The 14663-nt window shown below is 68.1% G+C and carries 11 protein-coding genes, 2 rRNA genes and 1 other RNA gene; 10 read left to right on the top strand and 4 right to left on the bottom strand.

What is annotated here, in order from left to right; genetic code table 11:
- The first annotated feature begins 10 nt into the window (after nucleotides 1-10).
- The 9 genes from IT371_26275 (at nucleotide 11) to pncA (ending at nucleotide 9829) form a co-directional block, all read left to right on the top strand.
- The gene (locus tag IT371_26275; protein ID MCC6751186.1) at nucleotides 11-1615 is read left to right on the top strand and encodes a (2Fe-2S)-binding protein; all 1605 of its coding nucleotides are present in this window, start codon (nucleotides 11-13) and stop codon (nucleotides 1613-1615) included.
- 2 nt (nucleotides 1616-1617) lie between these two features.
- Nucleotides 1618-2706 carry an NADH-quinone oxidoreductase subunit H gene (locus tag IT371_26270; protein ID MCC6751185.1) on the top strand — a complete coding sequence of 363 codons (1089 nt, stop codon included), beginning with the start codon at nucleotides 1618-1620 and terminating at the stop codon, nucleotides 2704-2706.
- Between the two features lie 4 nt (nucleotides 2707-2710).
- A complete protein-coding gene (locus IT371_26265) occupies nucleotides 2711-3307 on the top strand; it encodes an NADH-quinone oxidoreductase subunit I (GenBank protein ID MCC6751184.1) in 597 nt (198 codons plus the stop codon).
- 67 nt (nucleotides 3308-3374) lie between these two features.
- Nucleotides 3375-3554, top strand: a non-coding RNA gene (gene ssrS, locus IT371_26260) — 6S RNA.
- A gap of 136 nt (nucleotides 3555-3690) precedes the next feature.
- Nucleotides 3691-5814, top strand: a complete 2124-nt coding sequence (locus IT371_26255; protein MCC6751183.1) for a TonB-dependent receptor — start codon at nucleotides 3691-3693, stop codon at nucleotides 5812-5814.
- A complete protein-coding gene (locus IT371_26250; GenBank protein ID MCC6751182.1) occupies nucleotides 5811-6233 on the top strand; it encodes a hypothetical protein in 423 nt (140 codons plus the stop codon). Before IT371_26255 ends, IT371_26250 begins: the two co-directional genes overlap by 4 nt.
- A gap of 34 nt (nucleotides 6234-6267) precedes the next feature.
- Entirely contained in the window at nucleotides 6268-7740 is a 1473-nt protein-coding gene (locus tag IT371_26245) for a nicotinate phosphoribosyltransferase (protein MCC6751181.1), read from the top strand.
- The gene (locus tag IT371_26240) at nucleotides 7737-8678 is read left to right on the top strand and encodes a ribose-phosphate pyrophosphokinase (protein ID MCC6751180.1); all 942 of its coding nucleotides are present in this window, start codon (nucleotides 7737-7739) and stop codon (nucleotides 8676-8678) included. The genes IT371_26245 and IT371_26240 overlap by 4 nt, the downstream gene beginning before the upstream one ends.
- Nucleotides 8675-9829 carry a bifunctional nicotinamidase/pyrazinamidase gene (pncA, locus tag IT371_26235; protein ID MCC6751179.1) on the top strand — a complete coding sequence of 385 codons (1155 nt, stop codon included), beginning with the start codon at nucleotides 8675-8677 and terminating at the stop codon, nucleotides 9827-9829. The genes IT371_26240 and pncA overlap by 4 nt, the downstream gene beginning before the upstream one ends.
- Here pncA and IT371_26230 read toward each other — a convergent pair.
- Nucleotides 9810-11486 (bottom strand): hypothetical protein, encoded by a 1677-nt coding sequence (locus tag IT371_26230; protein ID MCC6751178.1) that lies wholly within the window; start codon nucleotides 11484-11486, stop codon nucleotides 9810-9812. The genes pncA and IT371_26230 overlap by 20 nt on opposite strands.
- 438 nt (nucleotides 11487-11924) lie before the next feature.
- Between IT371_26230 and IT371_26225 the strand changes: the two genes are divergently transcribed.
- Nucleotides 11925-12383, top strand: a complete 459-nt coding sequence (locus IT371_26225; GenBank protein ID MCC6751177.1) for a hypothetical protein — start codon at nucleotides 11925-11927, stop codon at nucleotides 12381-12383.
- 146 nt (nucleotides 12384-12529) lie between these two features.
- Here the strand turns inward: IT371_26225 and IT371_26220 are convergent, their stop codons facing one another.
- The 3 genes from IT371_26220 to IT371_26210 all read right to left on the bottom strand — a co-directional run.
- Nucleotides 12530-13792, bottom strand: coding sequence for a hypothetical protein (locus tag IT371_26220; GenBank protein ID MCC6751176.1), 1263 nt, complete (start codon nucleotides 13790-13792; stop codon nucleotides 12530-12532).
- 488 nt (nucleotides 13793-14280) lie between these two features.
- Nucleotides 14281-14398: ribosomal RNA gene (gene rrf / locus IT371_26215) — 5S ribosomal RNA — on the bottom strand.
- 106 nt (nucleotides 14399-14504) lie between these two features.
- A 23S ribosomal RNA gene (locus IT371_26210) occupies nucleotides 14505-14663 on the bottom strand; the annotation flags it as partial.

Raw genomic sequence — 14663 nt, 5'->3', positions numbered from 1 at the left:
GGCGGCTTCCATGACATCGACTCCCTCGAATCCCGGAGCGCCGACCGTCGAGATGGTGGATTTCTCGGTCGACGGCCGGCCCGTGAGCGCCCCCAAAGGGACCAACCTCCTCGAGGCGATGCTCGCAGCGGGCGAGAACCTGAGCTATTTCTGCTACCACCCGGGGCTGAGCGTCGCGGCGTGCTGCCGCCAGTGTATGGTCGCGGTAGGGACCAACCCGAAGCTCGTGCCCGCGTGCCAGATGACGGTGCAACCGGCGATGGAGGTGTACTCCTCCCGCGCCGACGTCCTCGAGGCGCGCCAGAGGATGCTCGAGTTCACGCTGGTCAATCACCCCGTGGACTGCACCATCTGCGACAAGGCCGGCGAGTGCGCGCTCCAGCGGCACTACATGGACTGGGACGGCAAGGACTCGGCGATCAACCACGCGAAGGTCGACAAGCCGAAGAAGGTCGACCTCGGCCCCCACATCGTTCTCGACACCGAGCGCTGCATCCTCTGCAGTCGCTGCGTCCGTTTCTGTCAGGAGGTGGCGAAAGCTCCTCAGCTCGTTTTCTCCCGACGCGGCGACCACGAGATGCTGACGACCGCCCCCGGGGAGCGGCTCGACAATCCCTATAGCCTCAACACCGTCGATATCTGCCCCGTGGGCGCCCTCACGGACAAGGACTTCCGCTTCAAGATTCGGGTGTGGGAGCTCTTCTCGACCCGCAGCACCTGCGTCGGCTGTTCGGCGGGCTGCCAGACGGAGATCCATCACCATCGTAACCAGATCTACCGCCTCGTGCCCCCGAAACGGTGGGACATGAACCTGAGCTGGATGTGCGACGACGGGCGACGGACCTACAAGGCGATTGGCGGCCCGCGGGTGAGTCAACCTCGCGTGAACGGCCGCCAGGAATCGCTGAAGGACGCTCTCGACGCTGCGGCGGCCAGTCTCCGCCCCTACCTCGGGGAGGAGCGACACGCGCTGGGTGTCGTGGTGGGCGCCGACCTCACGAACGAGGACGCTTTCGCCTCGGTGCATTTCGCCCGCGACCTCCTCGGCCTCGCAGCGGTCTACCTGGCCGATCGCCCGAACGATGGACGCGGTGACGGCATCCTGCGCCGCTCGGATCCGAATCCCAACCGCTCCGGCATTCTGACCATCGCGGGAGATACCGCGCGCTCTACGCGAGACCTCGCGGCTGACATCGCCGCCGGCACCGTCCGAGCCCTGCTCGTGGTCGGAGACAGCCCGCTAAGCGACGCGGGTGCGCCGGAAGCGCTGCGCCAGCTCGCCGTCCTCGTCGTGCAGGCCAGCATCGCCTCACCGACCAGCGAGGCGGCGAGCGTGCTGCTCCCCGCGGCCGCCTGGGCCGAAGTGGACGGAACGATCACGAACTACGAGGGCCGCGTCCAACGGCTACGTGCGGCCGTCGAGCCGCCCGGACTCGCGCGCCCGCACTGGGACCTCATCGGGCGGCTCGCTCGGCTGCTCGGTCTCGAAGCCGAACGCCCGTCGCCGGAGGCGGTGTTCGACGAGCTCCGTCGTCACCATCCCTCGATGGCCCACGCCAGCTGGGGCGAGCCGATGCGGGCCGGACAGCTGCGCTTCGCAGGAAGGAGGGGCTAGCGATGCTGGGGCTCATCGTCGCCGCGGTGGTGAAGATCGCCATCATGATCGGCTTCGCCGTCAACCTCTCGGCCATCCTCACCTGGATGGAGCGCCGCCAAAGCGCGCTGATGCAGGACCGCATCGGGCCGGTCCGGGCCAACATCGGTCGCGTCCGACTCTGGGGCCTCCTCCATCCCGTGGCCGATGCGCTGAAGCTCCTCAACAAGGAGGACTTCATCCCGCCCAAGGTGCACCGCACCGTCTACCTCCTTGCGCCTCTCTTCGCGCTGGTTCCTGTCCTGCTCGCCTTCGCCGTCATTCCCTTCGGCCCGCCCGTCTGCCTCGACAAGCTCGCCGTGCCGGTGGCCGACCTCGCCCAGTGCCAGCAGGTCGAGTACCTCCAGATCGCGCACATCGACATCGGGATCCTGTTCATCTTCGCCGTGGCCTCCCTCGGGGTCTACGGAGCGGCTCTCGCCGGCTGGGCCTCCTTCAACAACTTCGCTCTCCTCGGCGGACTCCGCGCCTCGGCGCAGATGATCTCCTACGAGGTCACCATGGGCATGGCGATGATGGGTGCGTTCCTGGTCTTCGGCACCCTGGAGCCCATGGCGATGGTGCAGAAGCAGGACACCCTCGCCCACTGGGGGATCGTGCAGCAGCCGCTCGGCTTCATCCTGTTCTTCTTCGCGGCCATCGCCGAGACGAAGCGCGCCCCCTTCGACCTGCCGGAGGGAGAGTCCGAGATCGTGGGCTACTTCGTCGAATACGGCGGCGTGCGGTTCATGACCTTCTTCCTCGGTGAGTTCCTGGAGATCGTGTTCGTCGGCGCCATCGTCACCACCGTCTTCCTCGGCGGCTGGCAGATCCCCGGCCTGCAGGACGGTGCGTTTGCCCATTGGATCGTGGTGTTGCTGCGCGTGGCGGCGTTCATGGCGAAGGTCTTCGTGGTGTGCTTCATCCAGCTCGCCATTCGCTGGACGCTCCCGCGCATGAGGTACGATCAGCTCATGCGCTTGGGCTGGAAAGGCATGTTGCCGGCTTCGATCGCGAACGTCGTGATCACTGCCGCTCTCGTCATGTGGTCCCAGCCCGGACTGCCTAGGTGACCTGATGGGCAAGCTCGTCGGAGTGAAACGCGGACTGTGGGAGCAGCTCTACCTGCCCGAGGTGCTCCGCGGGGTGGGGATCACCCTGCGCCACTTCTTCGTGAATCTCTTCACGCGGAAGGAGATCATCACTGTCAATTACCCCGAAGAGCGGCGGGAATTGCCGGAACGCTACCGCGGCGTGCACCGACTGATGAAGCGCGAGGATGGCTCGGTGCGCTGCACTGCGTGCATGATGTGCGCCACCGTCTGTCCCGCGAACTGCATCCACATCGTGGCGGGCGAGCGCGAGAACTCGACGAGCCGCGACGTCGAGAAGTACCCCGTTCGCTTCGAGATCGACGAACTCGTCTGCGTGGTGTGCGGCTTGTGCGTGGAGGCCTGCCCGTGCGATGCGCTGCGGATGGACACGCACGTTCACATGAAGCCCGTGACCTCCCGCGGCGACGCGCTCCTCGGAAAAGAGGCGCTCATGAGCCGGGGAGCTCGAAGCGTGGCCGTGGACGGCGGCGCGGGTGGCGAGTGGAGGCAGCGGTACACAACGATCGGCGCAACGCAAGCCATCTACCGTCCCGATCACCTCAAGAAGGACGAGCGCTAGCGCGCGCTTCTTTTCGCATCTCCCGCCGTTGACGTGCAGCGCTCTGCCTTCTATATTTTAGTCAGCAGGCCGTCTGCGGAGGATTCGGCAGGGAGAAAAATTCTATTTCCTACAAGGATCTAATCCCAGGGATCCGCCCCTGCCCGTAGAGCGCAGACCCGCACGTCGGGAAGCGCGTAAGCCGGCAATGTGGAGCCCACCTGCAAGATCGGGAATAGATTCTCTCCCACCGACTCATGCGGGGCCAGCGTTTTCACCCGCGCTGTCGAACTCGGCGGCGCGGGTTTTCTTTGCGCGCCCTGCGTCCTCGCCTCTATCCTCTTGCCATGGTCGCCGGAGAACGCGGATCGCGGCGTGCAGCGTTCCGCTCCCGGCAACGCCTGGTGTGGTCGTGCATCCTCTCCGCTGCGATCACCCCCACCGCGCGCGCCGACGATCCCTCGACGCCGGACCGGCCCGCCGCCCCCCCCCGGCGCCTCGCGGCCACCCCCGAGGCGGAGCTGCCCTTCGACTCGCCGCGAGCCGTGGAGGTGATGGGGGCGCGGGCGATCTCGGACCAGCACCGCTCGACCGTCGCAGAGGCTCTCCTCGAGAGCGAGGGGGCGCAGGCCGCGTGGTCAGCCCCGAGCGTCTCGACGGTGAACGTCCGCGGACTCGGCACGCCGCGCGTCCTCGTGCTCCAGAACGGCGTTCGCCTCACCCCGGGCTGGTCCGGACCAATCGCTACCCCGCTGGGCGATCTGGATCCGTTCCTCGTAGATCAGCTTGAGGTAGTCCGCGGTCCGGCGTCCGTGCTCTGGGGATCCGACGCGATGGGAGGGGTGATCAACGTCGTCACCCAGCGACCGCGCTTCGACCCCCGTCGCGCCTGGGACATCGGCGCGGATGCGCTCCTCCGGTTCGACAGCGCCGCCAGCGGGCTCATAGGTCACGCGGCTGCCGCGGGTCATCTCCGTCGCCTGGGGCTGCGCGCGGGGTTTACCGCCCGGCGTCTAGACGACCTCCTCGGCGGTCGTGACATCGGCCGCCAGCGTTACACGAGTTACTGGCAGGCAAACGCCGACATCGCCGCCCGCCTCGACCTCGGCCCCGCAGGCCTTGTCGACCTCGACTACACCCGGGGCGAACGACACGACGCGTACTTCCCGTCGACCGCCGGTGACGCGGCCTTCTCGCGGGTGCGAGATCACGCCCGCGACGTCGTCGCGCTGAACTACGCGGGGAAGTTCCCGCGAGTGTTCCTCCACGGCGTCGAGCTCACCCTCTCCGCCCAATCCCTGCGGACGCTCCGCGAGGGGTTCCGACCCGAGGCGAATCGCATCGATCGCGAGCGCGACGAGACCACGACGGTTTCCGCACGCGCCGTGCTTCGCACGCACGTGCCCTACAACCGCCTGAGCTACGGGGCCGAGGTCGCGCACGACTGGATTTCCTCTACCGCGGAACAGGAGCTCATCACGGAGCCCACGCGCATTGCTCTGGGCCGGGGCCGCTATCTCGACGGCTCTCGCTTCACGCAATGGGGCATCTTTGCGAACGACCGGGTCAACATCGGCAGTAAGCTCGCCTTCGACCTCGGAGGGCGGGTCGCGGGCTGGCGCGTGGATGTCCCGGCGGATCCATTGAGTCGCCTCGACGCCACCAACACCACCCGCTGGACAGCCACGGGCAGCCTCCACGCTCGCTACGCCGTGGGAGACGGACTGAACCTCGTCGCAGGCGTCAGCCAGGGCTACCGGGCCCCTGACGTCCACGACCACACCGCCCTCGGCTGCACCGCGACCACCTACGAGATACCCAACTCCGCGCTCCGCGCGGAACGTAACCTCACCGCGGAAACCGGCCTCAAGCTCGACCTCTTCGGGGTGCTCGAAGGCTCCGTCTTCTACTTCTTTACCTACCTCACGGACGCCATCCTGCAGAGCTCCGCGAGCCTTCCCACGGCCTCCGGTGGGAGCACCTCGACCTTCTACTGCGGTACGAAGGCGGATGGCACGCCCCTCCTCGTCCCCGTCACGCAGCGCGCAAACGCCCAGCACGCCACCCTGCACGGCGTGGAGACGAGCCTTCGCGTGCGTCTCGGTGCGCGCTGGTCCTTGGGTGGCTGGGCGGCGTGGACGCACGGGAACGCGAGTCTGGACCTTCCGGGCAACTTCGACGAGCCGCTGAGCAGCGTCCCTCCGCTCCGCGGCCTCGGAGGCGTTCGCCACGAGGACCCCCGCGGCCGATGGTTCGCCGAACTCGTCGTGCGGTGGGCGGCGCGGCAATCGCGCGTCAGCTCCGCCGACCGGGGGAACCTCGCCATCTGCCCCGCCGGCCCCTCGCCCTGCGACGGGACGCCCCCATATGCCGTCTTCGCCATGCGCGGCGCCGCATCGGTGAACAGGCACCTGCGGCTCACCCTGGCGCTGGAGAACCTCACCCACGAGTCGTACCGCACGCACGGAAGCGCCATCGCTAGCCCCGGCTTCAGCGCCATCGTGGGCCTCGAGGGACGCGCGCCATGAACCGCCTGCTACTCCTCTGCGGCTGGGCGCTCCTGACGAGCGGCTGCTCCTCGGGGCTAGGCGACTTCTGCTACTCCAACGCCGACTGCCAGAGCGCCCTGCGGTGCACGGCGCGTGGTGGACACCGGGGCATCTGCGTACACCCGGACGCGGTCCGCGACGCCGGCCTTCACGATGCGTCGCCCCGGTCTGACGGCACGTCGCCAAACGACGCTGCCCGCCGCGACGGACGACTCGACCTCCGGCCCACCGACGCCACCTCCGACCGCGAGGCGCCTGCCGATCTGCGATTGCGCGACACCTCGAACCGGGATGCAGGGCGCGTCGACGCGTTTCCCCTCGACGCGGCGCGGGACGCGTCTCCCGAGCTGCGCGCCTCGGGCGACGGCCCGGTTGCAAAGGACCTACGCGGGCAGTAGCCTACTGCCCCTGTCCCGACCAAGGAGCCTCTCGATGTCCGCTCCCGGAGCGGTCGACCGACCGTCGCTGGCGCTGCTTACCGACCTCTATCAGCTCACCATGGCCTACGGCTCTTGGCGGACGGGCACCGCCAACCGCGAGGCCGTCTTCCATCTCTTCTTTCGCCAGCATCCGTTTCGGGGAGGCTTCACGATTGCGTGCGGACTGGCAGACGTCATTCGCCACGTCGAGGACTTCCGCTTCGTCCCGGAAGATCTGGCCTACCTCGCCACGCTCCCCGGCGGCGACGGGCGGCCGCTCTTCGGCGACGACTTCCTCGCTTACCTCGGCGACCTGCGCTTCACGGGCCAGCTCGACGCCACGCCCGAGGGCACCGTCGTATTCCCGAACGAGCCGCTGATCCGCGTGCAAGGTCCAATCGTCGAGTGCCAGCTTCTCGAGACCGCGCTGCTCAACCTCGTCAACTTCCAGACCCTCATCGCGACCAAGGCCGCCCGGGTCTGCCTGGCCGCCCGAGGGGAGCCCGTGCTCGAGTTCGGCCTCCGTCGCGCCCAAGGCGTCGACGGCGGCCTTTCGGCAAGCCGGGCCGCGTACATCGGCGGGTGCACGGCGACCTCCAACGTGCTCGCCGGGAAGCGCTTCGGCATCCCGGTGCGAGGCACGCACGCCCACAGCTGGGTCATGTGTTTCGACGAGGAGCGGGAGGCGTTCCGGGCATACGCCGAGGCCATGCCCAACAACTGCGTCTTCCTCGTCGATACCTACGACACACTGGAGGGGGTGCGTCACGCGGTGGAGATTGGTCGCACGTTACGCGAGGGCGGCCACCGTCTCCTCGGCATACGTCTCGACTCGGGCGATCTCGCAGCGCTCAGCACCGCGGCCCGCGAAATCCTCGACGCCGCCGGATTTCACGATGCCGCAATCGTCGCGAGCAACGACCTCGACGAGCAGATTATCGCCAGCCTCAAGGACCAGGGAGCGCGGATCGACGTGTGGGGCGTCGGCACCAAGCTCGTCACGGCGTACGACCAGCCCGCCCTCGGCGGCGTCTACAAGCTCGCCGCCCTGCGGAGCGCCGGCGGCCCCTGGGAGCATCGCATCAAGCTGTCGGAGCAGCCGATCAAGGTCTCCACTCCCGGTATTCAGCAAGTACGCCGATACGAACGCGACGGGCAGTTCGTGGGGGACGTGATCTACGACCTGGGCGCGGCACCCGACGGTGACTGGGTCCTCGTCGATGCGCACGACACGACGCTGGAGCGCCGGTTTCCGACACAACTACCCCACCGTGACTTGCTCGTCCCGATCTTCCGCGATGGAGTGCCGGTGTATGCCGCGCCGCAGCCCTCCGAGGCGCGAAAGAAGGCGCAGGAAGAGCTGGGCCGCTTGCCCGCGGCGTGCAAGCGTTTCCTCAACCCCCAGACCTACCCCACCGGTCTCGAGCGCGGGCTCTACGACCTGAAGCTCAGCCTCATCCGCCGCGCGCGCGGAGCAGCCGCATGACGACCTCGACGACACTGGTCTACGCCACGGAATCGTACGGCTACATGCTCCGCGCCCTCTGCGCCCTTCCGGGTTTCGAGGAGGGCGCGATGGAGCGAAGGCGTTTCCCGGACGATGAACGTTACCTCCGCCTCATCACTCCGCCGGCAGGCAGGAACGTGGCCATCCTCGGAGGAACGATCTCCGACGCCGACACGCTCGAATTGTTCGACCTCGCGTCCGGCGTCGTCACGGACGGTGCACGACGCCTCACGTTGGTCATCCCGTACTTCGGATGCTCCACCATGGAGCGCGCCGTCCACCCGGGCGAGATCGTGACGGCTAAGACGCGAGCCCGGCTCCTCAGCGCCATCCCCTCCGCGCCGGAAGGGAATCGGGCGCTCCTACTCGACCTTCACTCCGAGGGGCTCCCCTACTACTTCGAGGGAGGACTCGTCGCCACCCACCTGCACGCGATGCCGGTGGTCAGCGGCGCGGTGAAACGCCTCGGAGGAGACAACTTCGTGCTCGCCTGTACGGACGCGGGAAGAGCCAAGTGGGTTCAGCGGCTGGCCAACGAGATCGGCGTGGCTGCCTCCTTCGTCTTCAAGAGGCGCCACGACGACGGGTCCACCGAGGTCATTGCCGCCAGCGCGAACCTGCAGGGGCGTCGGGTGGTGATCTACGACGACATGATCCGCAGCGGAGGCACGCTCGTCGGAGCAGCCGAGGCCTATCGCGCCGCGGGCGCCACCAGCATCGCAGTCGTGACGACGCACGGGCTATTCTGCGGCGACGCGTTGCCCCGCCTCTGCCGCTCTGGCCTGTTTCAATCGATCGTCTGCACGGACAGTCACCCTCGGGCGCTCGAACTCCAAAGCCCCGAGCTCGCCGTAGAGTCGGTCGTCCCGCTCCTCGCGCGCGCCTTACGCCCACAGCCCCTTCCGGAGGCCTCATGAAAGCCCTCCTCCTTGTAGACCTTCAGAACGACTTCCTCCCCGGGGGGGCGCTCGCAGTACCTCGAGGGGACGAGGTCGTGGCCGTGGCCAACGCGCTGCTGTCCCGCTTCGACGTCGCGGTGGCCACGCAGGACTGGCACCCTGCCGAGCATGGAAGCTTCGCGCCGAATCATCCGGGCCGGTCCCCGGGCGAGGTCATCGACCTCGACGGCACCTCCCAGGTCCTTTGGCCCGCGCACTGCATCGCCGACACCCACGGCGCCGACTTCGCGGCGGAGCTCCAGCTGCAGCGAGTTCAGGGGGTGGTGAAGAAAGGCACTGACGCGGCCGTGGACAGCTACAGCGGCTTCTTCGACAACGGGCAGCGCCACGCGACGGGGCTGGAATCCTACCTTCGCGGGCGAGGGGTCACGCACCTCTTCGTGATGGGGCTCGCCACCGACTACTGCGTGAAGTTCACGGCGCTTGATGCGCGCCGGTTGGGCTTCGAGGTCTCCCTGGTCTCCGATGGCTGCAGAGCGGTGGATCTGCGACCGGGCGACGGCGAACGCGCCCTCGAAGAGCTCCGCAGCGCCGGGGTGCACATCGTGCATAGCAGCGCTGTGGCCACCGACGACCGCCAAACGCTCGTCGAAGGAAAGCACCTGAGGCTCGTCCGCTCCAGCAACGGATGGGAGCACGTCGAGCGAACGAACTGCACTGGCATCGTTCTGGTGGTGGCGCTGACGGAGAACGACCGGATGCTCTTCGTCGAGCAGTTCCGGCCCCCGGTCGGTGCGCGCGTCATCGAGCTTCCTGCCGGCATAGCGGGCGACCACGTCACGCACCGCCACGAGGCGCTCGAGAGCGCCGCACAGCGTGAGCTCGTGGAGGAGACGGGGTATCGTGCGGAAAGCCTGGTCATGCTGACGGCCGGCCCCCCCTCCGCGGGCCTTTCGACGGAGGTCGTCGCGGTGTACGGCGCGACCAACCTGCGGCGCGTCGCCCCCGGTGGCGGAGACGCCAGCGAGTCGATCGTCGTGCACGAGGTGCCCCTCGCGGAGGTCCACGGTTGGCTGCTCACGCAGCAGCGGCGCGGGTTGCTCGTCGATACCAAGGTCTACGCGGGGCTGTACTTCGCCCACCGGCTCGCTACGGAAGCGACACTCTGAGGGTGTACGTCCCCAGGTCCGACGCCGACCAGGAGTCCACCACCACCAGATAGTCCGTCGAGGTCGGCGCGCCGAGGGTCAACGACTCGGCGACTCCCGGCCCGACGCGATCCGACCACATTCCCGCGCAGGCGGCGTTAACGGCGTCCGTCGAACAGCTCGTGGCCGCCGGGAAGGCGTACAGCGCCGCGTCAAAGCCGCTCTCCGGCTGGAGCGCAAGCTGCACGGACCGGCCGGCAGGCACGGTGACGCGATAGTAGGCCTGCCCGCCCGACCAGGCCGCCTTGCCGCTTCCGCAGGTGATGCCGGATAGATCGTTGGTGAGCGGCCCGGTGTCCCCCGCCTCCACGAGTTCCTTTCCCACGCGCGCCGCCAGCGTCGCCGGCTGCACGCACGTCCCGTTTCTCGGCCCGGTCAGCTCCCTGAGCTCCACCTCGAAGGTCCCCGCGTCCTCGGGGGCGCGTCCTTCCACCGAGAACACGTACGTGCCCGAGGCCGGCGGGGAGAAGACCGTAGATCCCGCCTGCCCTGGTCCCACGACGACCGCACCTCCGCTGAGGCCTCCCGTCCCGCAGTCCGCAGGCAACGACGCGCACCCCGCACCGACCGCGAGCGCGGCGTTGAACGTGGGACGCAGGATGAACTGGTACGCTCGCTTCGCCACGAGCGGCACCGAATAGTAGGCCTGCCCTCCGAGCAACCGCGGTCCACCCGCGCAGCTCATCAGCGCGCCGAGATCGTTCAGCAGGCCCCGGGTGTCCCCGGAGACAACGAGGGGTCCGGCCGGCGCGGTGAGGGAAGCGGCCTGGCTGCACACCATGTTCTCCGGGGGAACGAAGGACTCGACGGTCAGCGTGAAGCGACCCGCCGCAGCGGGATCCACGCTGTCCACGACCAGGAGGTACGAACCGGATGCGGGCGGCGAAAACGCCGTGGCTCCGCTCCCCCCCGGCGGCACCTCTGCGAGGACTGTCCCGGTCAACCCACCACAATCCTGGTCCAGATTGGCGGGCCGACAGGACGCCGCCGCGTTCACCACGTAAAGACTCGCTCGGAAGTCCGGCTCGAGCCGGAGCCGATACCAGGTCTTCTCGCTGAGGGAAACCGAGTAGTAGACCTGGGGACCATCGAAGCTGAGCCCCAGGTTGCAGCCGATGGCCTGCCCGAATTCGTTCGGTGCACCCAGCGTCGAGCCGGAAACGCTCGCCTTCCCAGCCGAGAGTGCGAGTTGCTGCGGCGAAACGCAGGCGGCGTGGGCCGGCGCCGCGAACTCGCGGACCGACAGGGAATAGGACCCGTGATCGGCGCCGGACGCGCCATCCACCGCCAGGTGATACACGCCCGTCGCCAGCGGCGTGAACACCAGCGCCTGCGTCTCGCCCGCGGGAATGGTGCCTGTGGATCCCCCCGAGCTACCACGAGACGCGCAATCCGCGTTGATGATGTCGGGCGAGCAGGCGGAGAAGAGGTACAGGACTGCCGCAAACGACGGACGAAGCTCCAGCCGGTAGGATCTGCCTGCGGTGGCCGACAGCCGGTAGTAGCGCTGCGGGCCGGCGAGCGGTTCGGGGCGTCCGCAGCGGATGGCTCGCCCGTATTCATTGCTGGCCTGCGCCGTGGTGCCCTGCAGAACCAGCTCCCCGCCGGGCGGGGGCACGACGAGTGATCCGCCACCGCAGCGGTCCGTCTGGGAGGGCGCGACGTCGCGCGCGAAGAGGTCCGGGGTCGCCTCGAGCTGCGGCCGATCGACCCGGTGGTCCGCCGGGCCGGCGTCCCGACCGAGAGGGGCTTCGACGCATCCGCCTACGGCAACAGCGACGGCCAGGCCTGCCAAGCCCACTCGCCAGGTGCGTCCCCCGCGCCGCGCGCGTATGCGGTCTTTCGCCTCTTGCGCCAAGCCGCGCCAGTGTACCACGCCTCGAGAACGGGACGGGCGTCGGCGGGCGATCGCTTCACGCCCGGGAACTCCCGCTCCCGAAAGGGGGACGGAGCTACAACTGTGTTATCCTGCGGGGCAGTAGCGCGTGGGCGCGCGACCCTACGCCGCCCCGAAGCCGCCGCGGTGGAGCGGGAGGCCGGTCATGAATGGTGCCCTATGAGCGGAACGGCGAATCGGCAGACGCCGCGCACGAATCCTCGCAACCTCGAACTGGCCACGGTGTACCGCGATCGCCGGAACCTTCCGTACGAGCAGGCGCTCGAACGCCTCGAGGAACTCGCTGAGGTCTACACGGTCTTCAGCGTGATCGGCGTGGTGAAGGACGTATCCGACGGCGGCCTGGGCCTTCGCTTCGAAGGCCAGCAGATCATGGCCGACAACCTCCTGCACCCGGGGGAAAGGTACATCCTGAAGCTCGCGTTCCGCGCCAGCGACGTGCCGAACGAGCTGGGGGCGTACGCGCGCCGCGAGGAGAACTACGTCAACCTGCTCGTCAAGGGTTCCTGCCGGTGGTACCAGCGCTCGGCCACCCTCTCGGCCGCCGGCTTCGAGATCTCCGGTGACACGCCCTCCGACGTGACGAGCTTCCTCCGCGAGCACTTTCAGCTCGGGTAGCGACGCGCGCGCACGCGGCCGGTTCGAGGCGGGCGGCTGCAGGCCTTGCGACGGCGCCTGAGGATTCGTCTTGGGGGGAGGCGTCGGACGGTTAGGTCAGGCGGGGGGGTCGTCGAGACTACGGAGCGACGGCTTGAGGCTTGCGGCTACTGGGCCTGGAGCTGCTGAACGAGCTGGTCCATATTCCCCTGCCCCTGGCCGAGGCCACCCTGACGCGCCGCCTGGCCGTTCCCCTGGCCCTGTCCATTCATCGCCGCCACCGCCTCTTGCTTCAGCAGGCCCGACGCGACGAGGGACTGCATGATTCGCTGCTGGCTGGTGACATTGAGCTGCGCGATTTGCCCGAGGAGGGCCTGCTCACGCTGCTCCGCCCGGCGGCTCACGATCTTGTTCACGATGACGCCCGTCGCGAGGGAGAACACACCGGCGACCGCAATCGTCGGGAGCACCGGGGCGATGATCCCGCCCAGGAACACCGCCGCAGTACCAAGCCCGGCGATGATCCCCTTGCCAGCGACGGTACCGATACCAAACGCCCCGAGGCCCAGCACCAGGCGGTTGCCCAGGACCTTCCGGATGAAGCTCGGACGCTTCGCGCCCTCGGTCATCGGCGTCAGGCCGCCGAGCTGCTCCGCACCCTGCTGCAGGCCCTGCTGCTCGAGGCCCTGCTGCAGGCCCTGCTGACGGCCCTGCTGGCGCCCACCCGGGCCCTGCTGCTGGAGCGCCTGGTCCATCTCGGCGAGCTCTCCCTGGCCACCCTGGAGCGCACCCTGCTGCACCTGGCCCTGGGTACGCCGCGTCTGCTTCGGCGTCTGGACGACCTTCTTCCCCTGGGTCTGGAGCGGCGCCTGGACGTGCTGGCCCTGAGCCGCCGGCACCTCGCTCGCCACCTGGTGCTGCGCCTGTACCGCGGCAGGCTTCGCCTTCTTCGACCCGCTGATCTTCACCGCGCCACCCTCCAGGGCCGCGCTAAGCGTCGCGAAGTTGGACTTCAGCATGTGCTCGCCCGCGGCGATGACCGCCTTCGGGGCACGGCCTTTGATGACCTTTCCGGTCTTCTCGCTCACGCGGCCCTTGTAGGCCCACTTGCCGTCCGCGGCCTGCTCGAAGACGAACTTGCGGCCCGCATTGTCCTGCACGACGCGCTGGTTCGCAGCCACCCCCTTGCCCGCCCCCGCGACCACGTTCAGCTCGAGGCGCCCCTGCAGGCCCGCGTGGTTGCGGACCTGGCCGTTGTTCAGGTACCGCCCCATCTGCGGCGAGAGCTGCGCATACCGCCCAGCGTTGCGACCACCGCCGCCCGCCTGCTGCATCGGCGCCTGCCGTGGTGAGGCCATCGCCGCCTGCGGCAGCGCCAAGAGCAATCCGAGAAACAGTGCCGCCAACCTCGAGGACTTCCCGCTATGCATCGCCCGATCTCCTGAAAGGGGGTTTTCCGTCGTCTTGGGCCCTACATACAGCAAGCTACATGCCATCGGCGGCGCTGGGCCCAACATTCTCCAACGGCCTAACATTCCGCGGATTTCAAGGTTGCCGGGTCGCGTGGCTGGCCGCTCCACAACCGCCGCTGGGGTCGAGTGGCCCTACTTGCCTGGCGCCTCACAGAGCCAGAAAGCGGTCCGCCCAGAGGAAAGGAGGATCCCGTGCGGCGCCGCTGCGAGGCCTGCGATGGGCGCCGGAGGGTCTCGTCGGGGAATGTTCGGCAGGGAGGATCCGCGGTGCCGCGGACCATCCCTGGTTCGGCGGATCCGTCGTGCGCAACGGAGGACGGGCGCTGGATCCTCCGTGAGCTCCCGGAAGATCTGCCGCGTGGTTTCGCCAGACCCAAGGCCCCCCCAGGCGGCGTGAAGGACAAAAAAAAAGAGGGCCTCAGGCGTTACCCTGAGGCCCTCAAAAATCCCGGCGACGTCCTACTCTCCCACACAGTTGCCCGTGCAGTACCATCGGCGCTGGAGGGCTTAACTTCCGAGTTCGGGATGGGTATCGGGTGTTTCCCCTCCGCCATAGTCGCCGGAAACTTATGTCGATTTGCTTGCTAGCGCCGTTCAAGAACGGGTATCACTGGACACTGGACTGACCTCCATCCCGTCACCCACGTGTTGGCTGCGAACGGTAAAGAAAATGGTCAAGCCTCACGGCCGATTAGTACCGGTAAGCTCCACGCATTGCTGCGCTTCCACACCCGGCCTATCAATCTCGTGGTCTTCAAGTGGCCTTCAGGGACCCGAAGGTCCAGGGATTGCTAATCTTGAGGCTGGCTTCCCGCTTAGATGCTTTCAG

The organism is Deltaproteobacteria bacterium, assembly GCA_020848905.1.
Classification (GTDB): Bacteria; Myxococcota_A; Polyangia.
This window is presented reverse-complemented; position numbering and strand designations above follow the sequence as displayed.

Bases quoted from the DNA above. Each gene is read 5' to 3' on its own strand.
- IT371_26275 (MCC6751186.1), top strand. From the start codon at position 11: ATGACATCGACTCCCTCGAATCCCGGAGCGCCGACCGTCGAGATGGTG.
- IT371_26270 (MCC6751185.1), top strand. From the start codon at position 1,618: ATGCTGGGGCTCATCGTCGCCGCGGTGGTGAAGATCGCCATCATGATC.
- IT371_26265 (MCC6751184.1), top strand. From the start codon at position 2,711: ATGGGCAAGCTCGTCGGAGTGAAACGCGGACTGTGGGAGCAGCTCTAC.
- IT371_26250 (MCC6751182.1), top strand. From the start codon at position 5,811: ATGAACCGCCTGCTACTCCTCTGCGGCTGGGCGCTCCTGACGAGCGGC.
- IT371_26245 (MCC6751181.1), top strand. From the start codon at position 6,268: ATGTCCGCTCCCGGAGCGGTCGACCGACCGTCGCTGGCGCTGCTTACC.
- IT371_26240 (MCC6751180.1), top strand. From the start codon at position 7,737: ATGACGACCTCGACGACACTGGTCTACGCCACGGAATCGTACGGCTAC.
- pncA (MCC6751179.1), top strand. From the start codon at position 8,675: ATGAAAGCCCTCCTCCTTGTAGACCTTCAGAACGACTTCCTCCCCGGG.
- IT371_26225 (MCC6751177.1), top strand. From the start codon at position 11,925: ATGAGCGGAACGGCGAATCGGCAGACGCCGCGCACGAATCCTCGCAAC.
- IT371_26220 (MCC6751176.1), bottom strand. From the start codon at position 13,792: ATGCATAGCGGGAAGTCCTCGAGGTTGGCGGCACTGTTTCTCGGATTG.